Annotated in this window: 17 protein-coding genes and 2 tRNA genes; all 19 read left to right on the plus strand. The window is 64.9% G+C overall.

Features of this window, described 5'->3' with window-relative positions; genetic code table 11:
* Nucleotides 1-110: 110 nt before the first annotated feature.
* The 19 genes from AC1ROX_RS07410 to AC1ROX_RS07500 all read left to right on the plus strand — a co-directional run bounded on the left by AC1ROX_RS07410 (nt 111) and on the right by AC1ROX_RS07500 (nt 17,892).
* Nucleotides 111-383, plus strand: a complete 273-nt coding sequence (locus AC1ROX_RS07410) for an HU family DNA-binding protein (RefSeq protein WP_493123961.1) — start codon at nt 111-113, stop codon at nt 381-383.
* A 34-nt stretch (nt 384-417) separates the two neighbouring features.
* Nucleotides 418-492: transfer RNA gene (locus AC1ROX_RS07415), tRNA-Val, on the plus strand.
* A gap of 31 nt (nt 493-523) precedes the next feature.
* Nucleotides 524-2,545 carry a DUF3857 domain-containing protein gene (locus AC1ROX_RS07420; RefSeq protein ID WP_493123963.1) on the plus strand — a complete coding sequence of 674 codons (2,022 nt, stop codon included), beginning with the start codon at nt 524-526 and terminating at the stop codon, nt 2,543-2,545.
* A 350-nt stretch (nt 2,546-2,895) separates the two neighbouring features.
* Nucleotides 2,896-2,972, plus strand: a tRNA-Asp gene (locus tag AC1ROX_RS07425).
* A gap of 45 nt (nt 2,973-3,017) precedes the next feature.
* Nucleotides 3,018-3,383 (plus strand): NADH-quinone oxidoreductase subunit A, encoded by a 366-nt coding sequence (locus AC1ROX_RS07430; protein WP_295136840.1) that lies wholly within the window; start codon nt 3,018-3,020, stop codon nt 3,381-3,383.
* Entirely contained in the window at nt 3,374-3,907 is a 534-nt protein-coding gene (locus AC1ROX_RS07435) for a NuoB/complex I 20 kDa subunit family protein (RefSeq protein ID WP_493123965.1), read from the plus strand. Before AC1ROX_RS07430 ends, AC1ROX_RS07435 begins: the two co-directional genes overlap by 10 nt.
* Nucleotides 3,907-4,572 carry an NADH-quinone oxidoreductase subunit C gene (locus AC1ROX_RS07440; protein WP_493123967.1) on the plus strand — a complete coding sequence of 222 codons (666 nt, stop codon included), beginning with the start codon at nt 3,907-3,909 and terminating at the stop codon, nt 4,570-4,572. The genes AC1ROX_RS07435 and AC1ROX_RS07440 overlap by 1 nt, the downstream gene beginning before the upstream one ends.
* A 1-nt stretch (nt 4,573) precedes the next feature.
* Nucleotides 4,574-5,758 carry an NADH-quinone oxidoreductase subunit D gene (locus AC1ROX_RS07445; protein ID WP_493123969.1) on the plus strand — a complete coding sequence of 395 codons (1,185 nt, stop codon included), beginning with the start codon at nt 4,574-4,576 and terminating at the stop codon, nt 5,756-5,758.
* 11 nt (nt 5,759-5,769) lie between these two features.
* A complete protein-coding gene (gene nuoE / locus AC1ROX_RS07450) occupies nt 5,770-6,351 on the plus strand; it encodes an NADH-quinone oxidoreductase subunit NuoE (RefSeq protein WP_493123971.1) in 582 nt (193 codons plus the stop codon).
* Nucleotides 6,352-6,354: 3 nt separating this feature from the next.
* Nucleotides 6,355-7,638, plus strand: coding sequence for an NADH-quinone oxidoreductase subunit NuoF (gene nuoF, locus AC1ROX_RS07455; RefSeq protein ID WP_493123973.1), 1,284 nt, complete (start codon nt 6,355-6,357; stop codon nt 7,636-7,638).
* A gap of 15 nt (nt 7,639-7,653) precedes the next feature.
* A complete protein-coding gene (gene nuoG, locus AC1ROX_RS07460) occupies nt 7,654-9,702 on the plus strand; it encodes an NADH-quinone oxidoreductase subunit NuoG (protein WP_493123975.1) in 2,049 nt (682 codons plus the stop codon).
* Between the two features lie 15 nt (nt 9,703-9,717).
* Nucleotides 9,718-10,743 carry an NADH-quinone oxidoreductase subunit NuoH gene (gene nuoH, locus AC1ROX_RS07465; RefSeq protein WP_493124505.1) on the plus strand — a complete coding sequence of 342 codons (1,026 nt, stop codon included), beginning with the start codon at nt 9,718-9,720 and terminating at the stop codon, nt 10,741-10,743.
* Nucleotides 10,744-10,755: 12 nt separating this feature from the next.
* Entirely contained in the window at nt 10,756-11,244 is a 489-nt protein-coding gene (gene nuoI / locus AC1ROX_RS07470) for an NADH-quinone oxidoreductase subunit NuoI (protein WP_295136846.1), read from the plus strand.
* Nucleotides 11,245-11,267: 23 nt separating this feature from the next.
* Nucleotides 11,268-11,882 carry an NADH-quinone oxidoreductase subunit J gene (locus AC1ROX_RS07475; RefSeq protein ID WP_493123977.1) on the plus strand — a complete coding sequence of 205 codons (615 nt, stop codon included), beginning with the start codon at nt 11,268-11,270 and terminating at the stop codon, nt 11,880-11,882.
* Nucleotides 11,882-12,190 (plus strand): NADH-quinone oxidoreductase subunit NuoK, encoded by a 309-nt coding sequence (gene nuoK / locus AC1ROX_RS07480; protein ID WP_493123979.1) that lies wholly within the window; start codon nt 11,882-11,884, stop codon nt 12,188-12,190. Before AC1ROX_RS07475 ends, nuoK begins: the two co-directional genes overlap by 1 nt.
* A 13-nt stretch (nt 12,191-12,203) precedes the next feature.
* Entirely contained in the window at nt 12,204-14,171 is a 1,968-nt protein-coding gene (gene nuoL, locus AC1ROX_RS07485) for an NADH-quinone oxidoreductase subunit L (RefSeq protein ID WP_493123981.1), read from the plus strand.
* A 7-nt stretch (nt 14,172-14,178) separates the two neighbouring features.
* Nucleotides 14,179-15,693: an NADH-quinone oxidoreductase subunit M gene (locus tag AC1ROX_RS07490; RefSeq protein WP_493123983.1), complete on the plus strand. Its 1,515-nt coding sequence runs from the start codon at nt 14,179-14,181 to the stop codon at nt 15,691-15,693.
* A gap of 19 nt (nt 15,694-15,712) precedes the next feature.
* Nucleotides 15,713-17,158, plus strand: a complete 1,446-nt coding sequence (gene nuoN / locus AC1ROX_RS07495) for an NADH-quinone oxidoreductase subunit NuoN (protein ID WP_493123985.1) — start codon at nt 15,713-15,715, stop codon at nt 17,156-17,158.
* 5 nt (nt 17,159-17,163) lie between these two features.
* Nucleotides 17,164-17,892, plus strand: coding sequence for a biotin--[acetyl-CoA-carboxylase] ligase (locus AC1ROX_RS07500; protein WP_493123987.1), 729 nt, complete (start codon nt 17,164-17,166; stop codon nt 17,890-17,892).
* The last annotated feature ends 2 nt before the right edge of the window (nt 17,893-17,894 follow it).

The following is a 17,894-nucleotide window of genomic DNA, read 5'->3' on the forward strand; positions in this document are numbered from 1 at the left end:
CCAGATTGTGCCTTCGGGCCTGTCAAACTACAAAATATGGTATTGGCCGTTGACGCCGTTTTCCGCGGGACCTTACACTTGGACTCGCCCGATCACGTAGAGGCTCGCCCGTGAACAAGCACGATTTGATTGCCGCCGTCGCCGCGTCGACGAACCTTTCCAAGGTCGATGCCGCGAATGCCGTCGATTCGATCCTCACGGTGATCACCAAGTCGCTCAAGAAGAAGGAAAAGGTCCTTCTGGTCGGCTTCGGGACGTTCCAGGTGTCCAAGCGCAAGGCGGGCGAGGGGCGCAATCCCCAGACCGGCGAGAAGATCAAGATTCCGGCCGCGAACGTGCCGCGCTTCAAGGCCAGCAAGGCCCTGAAGGATGCGATCAACTAGGCTTTTCACACATCGCTGTGCTACTACCCACGATGGGCGATTAGCTCAGCGGTAGAGCATTCCCTTTACACGGGAGCGGCCGGCGGTTCGATCCCGTCATCGCCCACCAACTGCCATGGCCGAGCGGGGGGAGCAGCGGCGTGACGCAGATCGAGAGCGCGCTTGGGGCGACCCAGGTCGCGGTGCGTTGCGGGCCGCCGCCTGCCTGGGTCGAACATGCGCCGCACGCCGTGCCGCCGGATACGAGCGCCGCGCGGTTCGTCGACAACGGCCTCTGCCGGCTTCTGTCCGAGAGCCAGGTCAATCTCTGCCTGCCCGAGCGGCAATGGCACTTCCGGCGCGTCCAGAAGGTGCTGACCCGCGCCGGCGCCGAACGTGTCTCGCACTTCGGGGTTGAGTTCGATCCTGCCTACGAGCAGGTCGAGGTTCATCAGGTGCGCATTGTGCGCGACGGGCAGGCTATCGAGCATGCCCGTGCCGACGCGTTCCAGACGTTCCGGCGCGAGACGAACCTCGAAATGCTGATGCTCAACGGACGGCTGACGGCGTCGCTGCTGATTCCCGACGTGCGTGTTGGCGATATCGTGGAGACCGCGCTGACGATCACCGGCAGCAATCCGGCGCTGAAGGACAAGTTTGCCGGCTGGGTGGTGTTCGGCGACGTCGAGCCATTTTATCAGTACCGCCACCGTCAGCTGCGTCCGGTCGATCGCCACGTTGCCTGCAAGCCGTTCAACGGACCGCCGGCGGCAACGACCACGCTCACGAACGGCATCGAGGAGGCGCGCTGGGCCCTGGAAAATCCGGCAGAGCGTGAGATCGAGGAGTATGCCGTGCCGTGGCAGCTCCATGTTCCGATCCTGCAGTTCACCGAGTTTTCGGCGTGGTCGGACGTGTCGCGCCTGTACGCCCCCTACTATGAATCCGCCGACATTCCCGAGGGGCTCGCCGGCGAGATCGACCGACTGGCCGCACAATATCCGGAGCCGGCAGATCGCGCCGTCGAATGGCTGCGCTTCGTGCAGCGGGAACTGCGCTATTTCGCGTTGTCCTTCGGCGAGGGCGGACTGGTGCCGCGTGGCCTGGCAATCATCTGGTCCAGCCGGTTCGGCGACTGCAAGGATGCGGCCCAACTCTATGTCGCCGGCGCCCGCCGCCTGGGATTGGAGGCCTGCGCCGCGCTCACCTCGACAGCGTACGGCATCGGCCTGCCGGATTTCCTGCCGGCGTCTGACCTGTTCAACCACTGCATCGTGCGGCTGCGACTGAAGGGGGGGAGCTATTGGCTCGATCCGACCTGCCCCGAACAGGCCGGCCGGCTGGAAATGCTGACTCAGGTCCATTCCGGATGGGCATTGCCGCTTTCGGGTGAGGCCGATGAGCTCGAGCCGATCGGCTCCGACGAGCCGGTGCTGCAGGTCAATATCGAGGACGAGGTCGAGTTCGGCCCCAAGCCCGACTCGCCCGCGAAGCTGACACGGCAGGTCGAGTTCTATTCCGGATCGGCCGATGGCATGCGCCACAGGTTCGCGAATGGCGGCTCCGGTGACTACGAGAACGCCCAATTGAAGGATCTGCAGGCGATCTGGCCGCGTATCCATCGAACTGGCGACATAGACGTGCGCGAGGGCCGACCGGTCAATTGTCTGACCGTGATCCTGCGCTATGAGATTCCCGATTGCTGGAAGGCGGAAGGGAAGCTGCTGGGGTTCCAGATCCACGACTTCGTGGTGGCAGGTGCGCTGGGTACGCTCAAGTCGGTCGAGCGAAAGGGCGATATCCTCCTGGGGGGACCGCGGAAGTTCAGCCATCGCATCACCCTGAGAATGCCGCGCAAGTGGAGCGGCGAGGGGTGGAGCCGTGGTGAAGAGGCGGAGGGCCTTTCCTTCTTCAACCGTCTGCGGCTCGAGGGGCGTACGCTCATCAATGAGCGGGCCATCACCGTGTCGAAGTGGTCGATGCCCGCCGCCGGCGCCAGCGACTACATGCGTGTCGTCGAGGCGATGCACACCAACGTACTGAGTATCATGGCGCGCAAGCGCTTCGGCCGGATCGTCTCGGCGGCGTCAGGCGGCTTCAGCCTCAACTTCGGCAGGCTGTGGCTGGTCTGGGTCGGCATCATGGTCGTGGCGACGATCCTGAAGGCCATGGGCTCCAAGTAAGCCAGCGCCGCAATGCCGCATCGGGGTGGGTGGTCTGCCGCCGTCGCCTGCAGGATGGGCAGGATGGTCCCGCAGCAGGCGGTCGGAAAGAGCGGACAGAATCGCATGAAAGTCAGGCGGGCCAGCGTTTTACGTTTCCCTTGAATGTAGAAATTCGAGGGAGGTTGGCGAGGCGAAATTGGTGCGAACGACTCGCAACATTGGCCTCGCCAATGCGAACCAGGCAGTCGTCATATGCTACGCGAAAATTCTCTGAAAAATCCGGCACTTACGGACAACTTAGCAGCTGCGGTATGCTTGACACCCAATAGGGTGTCCTTTATCTCTCCGCGCGCCGTTTGGGGCTGAAAGCGGGCGTAGTTCAGTTGGTTAGAATGCCGGCCTGTCACGCCGGAGGTCGCGGGTTCGAGTCCCGTCGCTCGCGCCAGCCCAAACACTGGCAGCCCAAAAAAACAGGGCGCAAGGGGTGGCGATGGAAGCTCTTCTGCGGGAATACCTGCCAATCCTGATCTTCCTCGGATTAGCCTTCGGGCTAGTCTGCGCCATGCTCGGCGGGTCGTATCTGATCGCCCGCCAGAATCCGAATTCGGAGAAGCTGTCGCCGTTCGAATGCGGCTTCGCGCCGTTCGACGATGCGCGCGGCCAGTTCGACGTTCGCTTCTATCTCGTCGCGATCCTCTTCATCATCTTCGACCTCGAAGTCGCGTTCCTGTTCCCGTGGGCGGTGGCGCTGGGTGATATCGGCGTCTTCGGCTTCTGGTCGATGATGCTGTTCCTCGGCGTGCTGACGGTGGGCTTCATCTACGAATGGCGTAAGGGAGCCCTGGAATGGGAGTGATCACCCCGACCAAGCCCAATACGGCCGCCGAGGCGGCGCTGTCGCGGGCGCTGAACGACGAACTGGCCGACAAGGGCTTCGTCGTCGCCCAGCTCGACAAGCTCGTGACCTGGGCGCGCACCGGATCGATGTGGGGCCTGACCTTCGGCCTCGCCTGCTGCGGCGTCGAGATGATCCACTGCTGGATGAGCCGCTACGATCTCGACCGGTTCGGTTTCGCGCCGATGCCCAGCCCTCGTTCGGCCGACGTGATGATCGTGGCCGGCACGCTGACCAACAAGATGGCGCCGGCCCTGCGCAAGGTCTACGACCAGATGGCCGAGCCGCGCTACGTGATCTCGATGGGCTCCTGCGCCAACGGCGGCGGCTACTATCACTACAGCTACTCCGTCGTGCGCGGCTGCGACCGCATCGTGCCGGTCGACGTCTACGTGCCGGGCTGTCCGCCCACGGCCGAGGCGCTGCTCTACGGTGTGTTGCAGCTCCAGAAGAAGGTCCGTCGCACGGGCACATTGGTGCGCTGATGAGCGAGACCCTCAAGGAACTCGCAGACCATATCGCCCAGGCACAAGCGGGTGTGGTGTCGAAGACGGAAGTACGTCTTGGCGAGCTGATGCTCGAGGCTGCGCCGGACAAGGTGATCGCGCTGCTGACCTACCTGCGTGACGATCCGAAGTGCCTGTTCAAGCAGCTGATCGACATTTGCGGCGTCGACTGGCCCGAGCGCGAGAAACGCTTCGACGTCGTCTACAATCTGCTCAGCCTGAAGAACAACCAGCGCATCCGCGTGAAGGTGGCGACCGACGAGACGACGCCTGTGCCGTCGGCCGCCTCGGTCTACAGCTCGGCCGGCTGGTTCGAGCGCGAGACCTACGATCTTTATGGTGTCTGGTTCTCTGACCACCCCGATCTGCGCCGCATCTTGACGGACTATGGTTTCGAAGGTCATCCGCTGCGCAAGGACTTTCCGCTGACCGGCTTCGTAGAGCTGCGCTGGGACGATGTGCAGAAGCGCGTCATCTACGAGCCGGTGAAGCTCGCCCAGGAATTCCGCCGCTTCGACTTTCTCAGTCCTTGGGAAGGCGCGCCGCAGGTCTTGCCGGGTGACGAGAAGGCCCAGGAACAGGCCGCTGCGCCGCCATCCGCACCGGCCTCTGCGCCGGCACCTCCGCCGGCCAAGGCGAACTGACATGTCCGACGTCGAAATCAAGACACTGACGATGAACTTCGGGCCGCAGCACCCGGCGGCCCACGGCGTGTTGCGTCTCGTCGTCGAGATGGACGGCGAGATCGTCGAGCGTTGCGATCCGCATATCGGCCTGCTGCATCGCGGCACCGAGAAGCTGATCGAGTACAAGAGCTACCTGCAGGCGGTGCCGTACTTCGACCGGCTCGACTACGTGTCGCCGATGAACCAGGAGCATGCTTACGCCCTGGCCGTCGAGAAGCTGCTGGGCATCGAGGCGCCGGAGCGCGGCCAGTACATCCGTGTGCTGTTCTCCGAGATCACGCGCATCCTGAACCATCTGCTGAACGTCACGACCTTCGCGATGGACGTGGGCGCGCTTACGCCGCCGCTGTGGGGCTTCGAGCAGCGCGAGCTGCTGATGGAATATTACGAGCAGGTGAGCGGCTCGCGCATGCATGCGGCCTATTTCCGGCCGGGCGGAGTCCACCAGGACCTGCCGGCGGGCATGCTCGATTCGATGGATGGATGGATCAAGCAGTTCTATCCGTTCATGAAGGACATCGAGTACCTGCTGAACGAGAACCGCATCTTCCGCCAGCGCACCGTCGACATCGGCGTCGTGTCGGCGGAGCAGGCGCTCGACTGGGGCTTCTCGGGCCCGCTGATCCGCGCTTCGGGCCTGCCGTGGGACCTGCGCAAGTCGCAGCCCTACGACGTCTACGACCGCATGGATTTCGACATCCCGGTCGGCAAGACCGGTGACTGCTTCGCCCGCTACCTGGTGCGCATCGAGGAGATGTACCAAAGCGTCCGCATCATGGAGCAGTGCATTGCCGCGCTGCGCAAGGTCGGCGGTCCGGTACGCGTCGACGATCGCAAGATCTCGCCGCCGCGCCGGGGCGAGATGAAGGGTTCGATGGAAGCGCTGATCCATCACTTCAAGCTCTACACAGAAGGCTACAAGGTGCCGGCGGGCGAGACCTACACGGCAGTCGAGGCACCGAAGGGCGAGTTCGGCGTCTATCTCGTATCGGACGGCACCAACAAGCCGTACCGCTGCAAGATCCGCGCTCCCGGGTTCCCGCACCTGCAGGCGCTCGACATGATGACCAAGGGACACCAGCTCGCCGACATGTCGGCGAACATCGGTTCGCTCGACATCGTGTTCGGCGAGATCGACCGCTAGGAGACGATGCGATGGCGATGATCACCGCCGACCCCAAGGACGTGCCGCAGATCGCGCACTTTGCCTTCACGCCCGAATACATGGCGAAGGTCGAGGAGCAGATCGCCCATTATCCGCCGGGCCGTCAGGCCAGCGCCGTGATCGCCGTGCTCGACCTGGCGCAGCGACAGCAGGGCTGGCTGCCGCGCGCGGCGATGAACGAGGTGGCGCGCATCCTCGATATGGCGCCGATCCGCGTCTACGAGATCGCGACCTTCTATACGATGTTCCAGCTTCGCCCGAAGGGTAAGTACCTGCTGCAGGTCTGCACCACGACGCCGTGCTGGCTGCGCGGTTCCGAGGCTGTAATGAAAGCCTGCCAACATGCCGCCGATGGCGAGATGTTCAGCGTGCAGGAAGTGGAATGCCTCGGCGGCTGCGTCAACGCGCCGGTCGTGCAGATCAACGACGATTTCTACGAAGATCTCGACGAGGCCTCGATGAACAAGGTGCTCGACGCGTTCCGGCGCGGCGAGACGCCGAAGCCCGGTCCGCAGGTGGATCGCCAGACGTCGGCGCCCGAAGGCGGCCTGACAACGTTGAAGGGCGAGTAGACGATGCTCGGCGACAAGGACCGCATCTTCACCAATCTTTACGGCGTCCACGATTGGCGCCTGGCCGGTGCCCGTGCGCGCGGCGCCTGGGACAATACAAAGGCGCTGATCGAGAAGGGCCAGGACTGGATCATCGACGAGATGAAAAAGTCCGGCCTGCGCGGCCGTGGCGGCGCCGGCTTCCCGACCGGCATGAAGTGGTCCTTCATGCCCAAGGAAGTGAAGGATCGTCCGCACTATCTCGTCGTGAACGCCGACGAGTCAGAGCCGGGCACCTGCAAGGATCGCGACATCATGCGTCACGATCCGCACCTGCTGATCGAGGGCTGCCTGATCGCGGGCTTTGCGATGCGCGCCCATGCCGGCTACATCTACGTGCGCGGCGAGTTCTACAACGAGGCGCAGCACCTGATCGCCGCCATCAAGGAGGCCTATGACGCGGGCCTGCTCGGCAAGAACGCCTGCGGCTCGGGCTGGGATTTCGACCTCTACGTCCATCGCGGCGCCGGCGCCTATATCTGCGGCGAGGAGACCGCGCTGCTCGAGAGCCTCGAGGGCAAGAAGGGTATGCCGCGCCTGAAGCCGCCGTTCCCGGCCGGCGCCGGCCTCTATGGCTGCCCGACCACGGTGAACAACGTCGAGTCGATCGCCGTCGCGCCGACCATCCTGCGCCGTGGTGCGGCCTGGTTCGCGGGCATCGGCCGTCCGAACAACACAGGCACCAAGCTCTTCTGCATTTCCGGCCACGTGAACAAGCCGTGCAACGTGGAAGAGGAGATGGGCATTCCCCTCCGCGAGCTGATCGACCGCCACTGCGGCGGCGTGCGCGGCGGCTGGGACAATCTCCTGGCGGTGATCCCGGGCGGCGCCTCGGTGCCGCTGCTGCCGAAGGCGATCTGCGACACGCAGCTGATGGATTTCGACTCGCTGCGCGACCAGCGCTCGGGCCTCGGCACGGCAGCGGTCATCGTCATGGACAAGTCGACGGACGTCGTGAAGGCGATCGCGCGGCTCAGCTACTTCTACAAGCACGAGAGCTGCGGCCAGTGCACGCCGTGTCGCGAGGGCACCGGCTGGATGTGGCGCGTGATGGAGCGGATGGTGACGGGCAATGCGCGAATCGAGGAGATCGATGCGCTCGAGGACGTCACCAAGCAGGTGGAAGGCCACACGATCTGCGCGTTGGGCGATGCGGCGGCCTGGCCGATCCAGGGCCTGATCCGGCATTTCCGGCCTGAGATGGAGCGCCGCATCCGCGCGCGCACCGAAAAACTGGCGGCCGAGTAGGGCGGGGAGCAGTCAATGCCCAAGGTCAAGATCGACGGCGTCGAACTGGAGGTACCGGCCGGCCTCACGGTGTTGCAGGCCTGTGAGCTGGCCGGCGTCGAGATCCCGCGCTTCTGCTACCACGACCGTCTGTCCATCGCCGGTAACTGCCGCATGTGCCTGGTCGAGGTGAAGCCCGGCCCGCCCAAGCCGCAGGCGAGCTGCGCGCTGCCCGTGGCCGACAAGCAGGAGATCTTCACCCAGACGCCGACCGTCAAGAAGGCGCGCAAGGGCGTGATGGAGTTCTTGCTGATCAACCATCCGCTCGACTGTCCGATCTGCGACCAGGGCGGCGAATGCGATCTGCAGGACCAGGCGATGGCCTACGGTTTCGACCGCAGCCGCTATCACGAGAACAAGCGTGCGGTGCCGGACAAGGAGCTGGGCCCGCTGGTCAAGACCTCGATGAACCGCTGCATCCACTGCACGCGCTGCATCCGCTTCGCGACCGAGGTCGCGGGCGTTGAGGAACTCGGCGCCACGGGGCGCGGCGAGAGCATGGAAGTCACGACCTATGTCGAGCATGCCCTGTCCACCGAGCTGTCCGGCAACTTGGTCGATCTCTGCCCGGTCGGTGCGCTGACCTCCAAGCCCTATGCTTTCGAGGCGCGGTCGTGGGAATTGACCAAGACCGAGTCGGTTGACGCACTGGACGCGCTGGGTTCCAACATCCGCATCGACACGCGCGGTGCGCAGGTCATGCGCATCCTGCCGCGCCTGAACGACGACGTGAACGAGGAGTGGATCTCCGACAAGACGCGCCACGCGCTCGACGGCCTGCGGCACCAGCGTCTGGACCGGCCCTATGTCCGCAAGGGCAACAAGCTGGTCGAGGCGACCTGGGACGAGGCGTTCGGCGCCATCGCCGCCAAGCTGAATGGCCTGGACGGCTCGAAGATCGCCGCCATCGCCGGCGACCAGTGCGACGCCGAATCGATGGTGGCGCTCAAGGATCTCATGGCGTCGCTGGGTTCGCCGAACGTCGACTGCCGCCAGGACGGCGCCAAGCTCGACGGTCCGCGCGGCAGCTACATCTTCAATGCCGGTGTGCGTGGCATCGATCAGGCGGATGCCATCCTGCTGATCGGCACCAATCCGCGTGCCGAGTCGCCGGTGCTGAACGCGCGCATCCGCAAGCGCTACGTCCACGGCCACGTCGCCATCGCGAGCATCGGCCCGGTCGAGGACCTGACCTATCCGGTCGAGCGCCTGGGCGCGGGACCCGCGACGCTGCGTGAACTGGTCGACGGCAAGCTCGGCTTCTTCGAGAAGCTCAAGGGCGCCAAGCATCCGCTGATCGTCGTCGGCATGGGTGCACTCGCCCGCGAGGACGGTGCCGCGGTACTGGCGCTGGCACGCGATTTGGCCGAGAAGCTGAACGCGGTCCGCGAGGACTGGAACGGCTTTGCCGTGCTGCATACGGCTGCAGCGCGTGTCGGCGGTCTCGACCTCGGCCTGGTGCCGGGCGAGGGCGGCCGCGATGTCGCCGGCATCCTGGAAGGCTGCCAGAAGAAGGAGATCGAGGCGGTCTACCTGCTGGCGGCCGACGAGATCGACACGACCAAGCTCGGCAAGGCCTTCGTGATCTACCAGGGCCATCATGGCGATGCCGGCGCCCATCGCGCCGACGTCATCCTGCCCGGCGCGGCCTATACCGAGAAGCCCGGCGTCTACGTGAACACCGAAGGCCGCGTGCAGATCGGCCGTCGTGCCGGCTATCCGCCGGGCGATGCCCGTGAGGACTGGGCGATCCTGCGTGCGCTCTCGGAGCGGCTGGGCAAGACGCTGCCCTACGATTCGCTCCAGCAGGTTCGTGCGCGGCTCGTGGCCGTTAACCGTACGTTCGCCGCCATCGACCAGCAGGCGCCCGCCGCCTGGGGGCCGTTCGGCACGCCCGGGGCGACGAGCGACGCGCCGTTCAAGTCGACGGTGCCGAATTTCTACATGACCTGCCCGATCAGCCGCGCCTCGAAGACCATGGCCGACTGCATGGCTTCGCGGGCGCATCTCATGGCGGCGGAGTAGGGCATGTACGCCGATCTGATCAGCTTTTTCACGACCAACTGGCTCGGCATCGCGATCCTGATCCTGCTGCAGTGCCTTGCAGTGACCGTGCCGCTGCTGGTGGCCGTGGCCTACATGACCTATGCCGACCGCAAGATCTGGGCGTCGATCCAGCTTCGCCGCGGTCCCAACGTGGTCGGCCCCTTCGGCCTGCTGCAGCCGATGGCCGATGGACTGAAGCTCGTCCTCAAGGAGACGATCGTCCCGTCGAGCGCCAACGGCGTGCTGTTCGTCATTGCGCCGATGATCGCCTTCATGACGGCGCTGATCGCCTGGGCGGTAGTGCCGTTCGACGATGGCTGGGTCATTGCCGACATCAATGTCGGCATCCTTTACCTTTTCGCCATCTCCTCGCTGGGCGTCTACGGCGTCATCATCGCCGGCTGGGCGTCGAACTCGAAATACGCCTTCCTGGGCGCCCTGCGCTCGGCGGCGCAGATGGTGTCCTACGAAGTCTCCATCGGCTTCGTGCTGATCACCGTTCTTCTCTGTGTCGGCTCGCTCAACCTCAGCCAGGTCGTGCTGGCCCAGTCCGGCTGGTTCTGGAACTGGTTCTGGCTGCCGCTGCTGCCGATGTTCGTCATCTTCTTCATCTCGGCGCTGGCTGAGACCAACCGCACGCCGTTCGACCTGCCGATGTCGGAAGCTGAACTGGTGCAGGGTTTCCAGACCGAATATTCGGCGATGACCTTCGGCCTGTTCTTCCTCGGCGAATACGCCAACATGATCCTGCTTTCGGCCCTGGGTGCGATCCTGTTCCTGGGCGGCTGGCATTCGCCGATTCCCTATGCGCCGTTCACCTGGGTGCCGGGTCTTGTCTGGTTCGCCTTCAAGATCGCCTTCCTGCTGTTCGTGTTCAGCTGGACCAAGGGCACGCTGCCTCGCTACCGCTACGACCAGCTGATGCGGCTGGGCTGGAAGGTGTTCCTGCCCGTGTCGCTGGCCTGGGTCGTCCTCACCGCCGCCGTGCTGCAGTTCGGCGGCTGGCTGCCGAAGCCTTAGGAGAGTTTACCAATGGCTTCCCTCGACCGTACCGCGCGCGCCTTCCTGCTCTCCGAACTGGTGGCGGGCTTTGCCCTCACCCTGAAGTACATGTTCAAGCCCAAGGTGACGGTGAACTATCCCTACGAGAAGGGCCCGCTCAGCCCGCGCTTCCGCGGCGAGCATGCGCTGCGCCGCTATCCGAACGGCGAAGAGCGTTGCATCGCCTGCAAGCTCTGCGAGGCGATCTGCCCGGCCCAGGCCATCACCATTGAGGCCGAGCCACGCGACGACGGCAGCCGCCGCACGACGCGCTACGACATCGACATGACGAAGTGCATCTATTGCGGCTTCTGCCAGGAAGCCTGCCCGGTCGATGCGATCGTCGAGGGTCCGAACTTCGAGTTCTCGACCGAGACGCGCGAGGAGCTCATGTACAACAAGGACAAGCTGCTCGCGAACGGCGACCGCTGGGAAACACTGATCGCGGCGAACCTCCACTCCGAAGCGGCGTATCGCTGAGCCGGGCGGGGGAGAGACAGATCATGATACTCCAGGCTCTGGCCTTTTATGCTTTCGCCGCGATCACGGTGGCCTCCGCCGCCATGGTCGTGGTCTCGCGCAATCCCGTCTATTCGGTGCTGTTCCTGATCCTGGCGTTCTTCAACGCGGCGGCCCTCTTCCTGCTGATCGGCGCCGAGTTCATCGCGATGATCCTGATCATCGTCTATGTCGGCGCGGTGGCGGTGCTCTTCCTCTTCGTGGTCATGATGCTCGACATCAACCTCACGGAGCTGAAGGAAGGCTTTCTTGCGTATTTCCCGGTGGGCGCGCTGATCGGCGCCGTGCTGTTCGCCGAGCTCCTGCTCGGCGTCGGCATCATCGGCAGCGGCTCGACAACCATTGCGGGCCTCAACACCCACGGTGCCCAGGTGATGGCGATCGACAATACGCGGGCGATCGGCCGGGTGCTCTACACTCAGTACTTCTACCTGTTCCAGGTGGCCGGGCTGGTGCTGCTGGTCGCCATGATCGGCGCCATCGTGCTCACCTTGCGCAGCCGGCCGGGCGTCCGCCGCCAGAAGGCGAGCGAGCAGGTCAACCGCACGAAGGAACAGGCCATCACCGTCGTCAAGGTTCCGACGCGGGGAGGCGTCTGATGATCATCGGACTGGGCCATTACCTCGCCGTTGCCGCCGTGCTGTTCACGATGGGCATCCTCGGCATCTTCCTGAACCGCAAGAACGTCATCGTCATCCTGATGTGCGTCGAGCTGATGCTGCTGGCGGTGAATATCAACCTGGTGGCCTTCTCGGTCTTCCAGGGCAATGTCGTGGGACAGATCTTCGCCATGCTGGTCCTGACCGTGGCCGCCGCGGAGGCGGCGATCGGCCTGGCGATCCTAGTGGTCTACTTCCGTAACCGCGGAACGATCGCCGTCGAAGACATCAATGCGATGAAGGGCTAGGGGCGCGCTCACCATGGATCTCGCCATCAAGCTCATCGTCTTCCTGCCGCTGGTCGCGGCAGCGATTGCCGGTCTCTTCTGCCGCGTGATCGGCGCCCGCCCGGCGCAGATCGTGACCTGCGCGGCGCTGCTGATCGCGGCTGCCCTGTCGGTCTTCGTCTTCGTCAAGATCGGCTTCGGCACCGAAAAGCTGATCGTCGTGAAGCTCTTCTCCTGGATGGAGTCGGGCACGCTCGACATTTCCTGGGCGCTGCGGGTCGACACGCTGACGGCGGTCATGCTGATCGTGGTCACCGGCGTGTCGTCGATGGTCCACGTCTACTCCATCGGCTACATGGAGGACGATCCCAGCATCCCGCGCTTCATGGCGTATCTCAGCCTGTTCACCTTCTTCATGCTGATGCTGGTGACGGCCGACAACCTGGTGCAGCTCTTCTTCGGCTGGGAAGGGGTGGGCCTCGCTTCCTACCTGCTGATCGGCTTCTGGTACGACAAGCCCTCGGCCAACGCTGCGGCGATGAAGGCCTTCATCGTCAATCGCGTCGGCGACTTCGGCTTTGCCCTAGGTATCGCCGCCGTCTGGCTGCTGTCGGGCTCGGTCGGCTTCGAGGAGATCTTCGGTAAGGCGCCGCAGATGGCGCAGATGCGCATCCAGTTCCTGGGCATGGACCTGCCGGCGCTCGAGACCGCCTGCCTGCTGCTGTTCGTCGGCGCCATGGGCAAGTCGGCCCAGCTCGGCCTGCACACCTGGCTGCCGGACGCCATGGAAGGCCCGACCCCGGTGTCGGCACTGATCCATGCCGCGACGATGGTCACGGCCGGCGTCTTCATGGTCTGCCGCCTGTCGCCGCTGTTCGAACTGGCCCCGACCGCCTCCATGGTCGTGACCATCATCGGCGCGCTGACCGCGTTCTTTGCCGCGACCGTCGGCCTGACCCAGTTCGACATCAAGCGGGTCGTCGCCTATTCGACCTGCAGCCAGCTCGGCTACATGTTCTTCGCCTGCGGCGTCGGCGGCTACTCGGCCGCCATGTTCCACCTCACGACCCACGCCTTCTTCAAGGCGCTGCTGTTCCTCGGGTCGGGCTCGGTGATCCACTGCCTCCACCATGAGCAGGACATGCGCAAGATGGGCGGCGTGCGCGAGAAGGCGCCGCAGACCTTCATCCTGATGTGGGTCGGCACCCTGGCGCTGTCGGGCATCGGCGTTCCGTTCCTGTTCGGCGACGGCCTGGGCTTCGCGGGCTTCTACTCCAAGGACATCATGCTGGAGGCGGCCTACGGCGTGCACACGACCGTCGGCGTCTTCGCCTACTGGCTGGGCGTGATCGCGGCCTTCATGACGGCGTTCTATTCGACCCGCCTGATGTTCATGACCTTCTACGGCAAGTATCGCGGCGACCATCACACCTGGGACCACGCCCACGAATCGCCGATCGTCATGATGATCCCGCTCTATGTGCTGGGCATCGGTGCGGCTTTCTCGGGCCTGGTCGGCTACGCCTGGTTCGTCGGCCACGACTGGCATGCCTTCTGGGGCCATTCGCTGGCCGTGAAGGCCACGGAAGAGGTGCTGCATCACGCGCATGAAGTGCCGCTGTGGGTGAAGCTGCTGCCGCTGGTGATGGCGATCTCGGGTATCGCACTCAGCTACTACTACTACGTCGTGCGCACCGACATGCCGGAGCGCACGGTGAAGCGCTTCCCCGGGCTGCACACCTTCTTCTACAACAAGTGGTACTTCGACGAGCTCTACGATGCGGTGTTCGTGAAGCCCTCGCTAGCCATCGGGCGCTTCCTCTGGAAGAAGGGCGACGGCGCCACCATCGACGGGCTCGGTCCCGACAATGTCGCCGCGCGGGCGCAGGACATGGCGGGCGTGCTGATGCGTTTCCAGAGCGGCTATCTCTATCACTACGCGTTCGTGATGCTGGTCGGCGTTGCCGGCCTGGTCACCTACTTCATGCTTTCGGCGAGGTAAGGCCCCGATGTCGAGCTGGCCTATCCTTTCCCTGGTCACGTTCCTGCCGCTGGTGGGCGCGCTGTTCTGCCTGATCGTCAGCGGCCCCAAGGAGGCCGTCGACCGCAACTGCCGCAGCGTGGCGATCGTCACGACGACGGTGACCTTCCTGATCTCGCTACTGCTCTGGATACGCTTCGACCCGACCAAGGCCGGCTTCCAGTTCGAGGAGAAGGTCGCCTGGGTGCCGGCGCTCAATATCGGCTATCACGCCGGTATCGACGGCATCTCGCTGTTCTTCGTGCTGCTGTCGACGCTGCTGACGCCGATCTGCATCCTCGCGAGCTGGGACTCGGTGAAGGTGCGCGTCAAGGAATACATGATCGCGTTCCTCGTGCTCGAGACCTTCATGGTCGGCATGTTCTGCGCGCTCGACCTGGCGCTGTTCTACGTCTTCTTCGAGGGCGTCCTGATCCCGATGTTCCTGATCATCGGCGTGTGGGGCGGCAAGCGGCGCGTCTACGCGGCCTTCAAGTTCTTCCTCTACACGCTGCTCGGCTCGGTGCTGATGCTGCTGGCCATCATCGCCGTCTACTGGCAGGTCGGCACGACGGACCTGCCGACGGCGATGGAGAAGCTTGACCTGCCGTTCGCCTGGCAGTGCTGGCTGTGGCTGGCCTTCTTCGCCTCCTTCGCGGTGAAGGTGCCGATGTGGCCGGTCCATACCTGGCTGCCCGACGCCCACGTCGAGGCGCCGACGGCGGGCTCGGTCATCCTGGCCGGCGTGCTGCTGAAGATGGGCGGGTACGGCTTCCTGCGCTTCTCGATCCCGCTGTTCCCCGAGGCGACGCAGTACTTCGCGCCGCTGGTCTACGGCCTGTCGATCGTGGCGGTGATCTACACCTCCCTGGTCGCGCTGGTGCAGGAGGACATGAAGAAGCTGATCGCCTATTCGTCGGTCGCCCACATGGGCTTCGTGACGATCGGCGCCTTCGTCATGAACATGCAGGGCGTGCAGGGCTCGATCTTCCAGATGCTGAGCCACGGCATCGTATCGGCCGCGCTCTTCCTCTGCGTCGGCGTGGTCTACGACCGCATGCACACGCGCGAGATCGCGGCCTATGGCGGCCTCGTGCACCGCATGCCGCTCTACGCCTTCACCTTCCTGTTCTTCACCCTGGCCAGCGTCGGACTGCCCGGCCTGTCGGGCTTCGTCGGCGAGTTCCTGGTCCTGCTGGGTGCGTTCAAGGCGAATACCTGGGTGGCCTTCCTGGCCGCGACAAGCCTGATCCTGGGCGCCGCCTATGCCCTGTGGCTCTATCGCAAGATCGTCTTCGGCGAGCTCACGAAGGACTCGCTGAAGGGCATCCTCGACATGAACAAGCGCGAGATCGCGATCTTCCTGCCGCTGGTGCTGCTGACGATCTGGATGGGCGTCTATCCCAATTCCTTCCTCGATCCGATGGCGCCGGCGGTGGACAAGCTGATCGGCGATTATCAGGCGGCTTTGAAGCTCGCCCGTACCGCGGCGTTGGCGCCGTGAGCGGCCGGGAGTAGTGAACATGATTGTCGGTCTCGAAAACTGGACCCTGGCCCGGCCCGAACTCTTCCTCGCGGCGGCCACGGCTCTGCTGCTGGTCTACGGCGTTGTGCGCGGCGAGATCGCCACGCCCTTCGTCTCGGTTGCGACCTCGGGGGCCCTGCTGGTGACGGCGGCGCTGCTGTTCCTGCCGTATCGCGAGGGCACGGCTTTCTCCTCGCTGTTCATCGTCGACCGGCTGACCGCGACCATGAAGGCGCTGGTGCTGGTGGGCTCCGCGCTCGCGATCCTGATGTCGCGCGCCTATTTCGAGCAGGCCAAGGCCTGGCGCTTCGAGTATCCGTTGGTCGTGGCGCTGGCCACGCTCGGCATGATGCTGATGATCTCGGCCAACGACCTGATGGCCCTCTATGTCGGCCTCGAACTGCAGTCGCTGGCGCTCTATGTCATCGCCGCCTTCCAGCGCGACAGCATCCGCTCGACCGAGGCCGGTGTTAAGTATTTCGTCCTGGGCTCGGTCGCCTCGGGCATGCTGCTGTTCGGCTCGTCGCTGATTTACGGCTTCTGCGGTGGCACGGCCTTCGTCCAGATCTCCGGCGCGCTGACCGACGGACGGGCGACGGAGATCGGCACGATCATCGGCCTCGTGTTCGTTGTCGCCGGCCTCGCCTTCAAGGTCTCGGCCGTGCCGTTCCACATGTGGACGCCGGACGTCTACGAGGGCGCGCCGACTCCCGTCACCGCCCTGTTCGCCGTGGCGCCCAAGATCGCCGCCATGTCGCTGCTGGTCTCGGTCCTGATGGGCCCGTTCAAGCCGCTGTTCGCGCAGTGGCAGCAGATCATTGTCGTCGCTTCGGTGCTGTCGATGGCGTTGGGCGCCTTCGCGGCGCTGCGCCAGCAGAACATCAAGCGACTGATGGCCTATTCCTCGATCGGCAATGTCGGCTACGTGCTGCTGGGCGTCGCCAGCGGCAGCGAGAAGGGCATCCAGTCGGTGGTCTTCTATCTGGCCATCTACATGGTCATGACCTTGGGCGTGTTCGCGACCATCCTGATGATGAAGCGCCGCAACATCATGGTCGAGGAAGTCTCGGACCTTGCCGGCCTGGCGCGCAGCCAGCCGATGATGGCGCTGGGCATGCTGATCTTCATGTTCTCGCTGGCCGGCATCCCGCCGCTCGCGGGCTTCTGGGGCAAGCTCTACATCTTCATGGCCGCCGTCGAGGCCAAGCTCTTCGTCCCGGCGGTGCTGGGCGTGCTGGCCTCGGTCGTGGCGTCCTACTACTACCTGCGGATCGTCAAGGTGATGTACTTCGACGAGCCCGCGGGCGAGGCGATCGACCGGCCGGCCTTCGGCGTCAATCGCGCCGTCGCCCTGGTCGCGGCGTTCCTCATTGCCGTGTTCTCGCTGGTTCCCCAGCCCCTCAGCCTGATCGCCGAAGCCGCCGCCAAGGGCCTGTTCCCGTGATCTCGATGCCCGTCCTCCCGGACGGGTGGACGCTGGTCGCGCTCGACAGCGTCGGCAGCACCAACGACGAGGCGATCCGCCTGGCCGACGGCGGCGCCCCCGAAGGCACCGTCGTCTGGGCCCGCGAGCAGTCGGGCGGCCGCGGCCGACGGGGCCGCAACTGGGCTTCGCCCGTCGGCAATCTCTACAGCACCACGATCCTGCGGCCGGCTTGCGCCGCGCAGCGGGCGGCCGAGCTGGGCTTTGTCGCCGCTCTTGCCGTGGGTGATCTCATCCCGCCGGACCGTGCCGTGCGCCTGAAATGGCCCAACGACGTGCTGGTCGACGGCGGCAAGATCGCCGGCATCCTGCTGGAAAGCGCCATCGGCCAGGACGGTCTGGTCGAGCATGTCGTGGCCGGCATCGGCGTGAACGTGAGCTTCGCGCCTCAGCTTCCCGAGATGCGCTATCCGGGGGCTGCGCTGGGCGGCACCACCGTCGAGGCGGCCCTGGAAGGGCTCACGCGGGCGCTGGCGGCGCGGCTGGCGCAATGGCGCCGCGACGGCTTCGATGTCGTGCGCGCTGAATGGCTGGCGAACGCAGGGCCTCTCGGCGCCGAGGTCGACGTCCGGCTGGGCGAGGGGTTGGTGCGCGGCCGCTTCGCCGGGCTGGACCACGAGGGCGCGTTGCTGCTGGATACGGATGCCGGCCGGCGCAAGATCGTGTCGGGTGAATTGCTGGGCCGGGCGGCCTGAGG

It is taken from the genome of Reyranella sp. GW821-FHT14A01 (genome assembly GCF_058803965.1).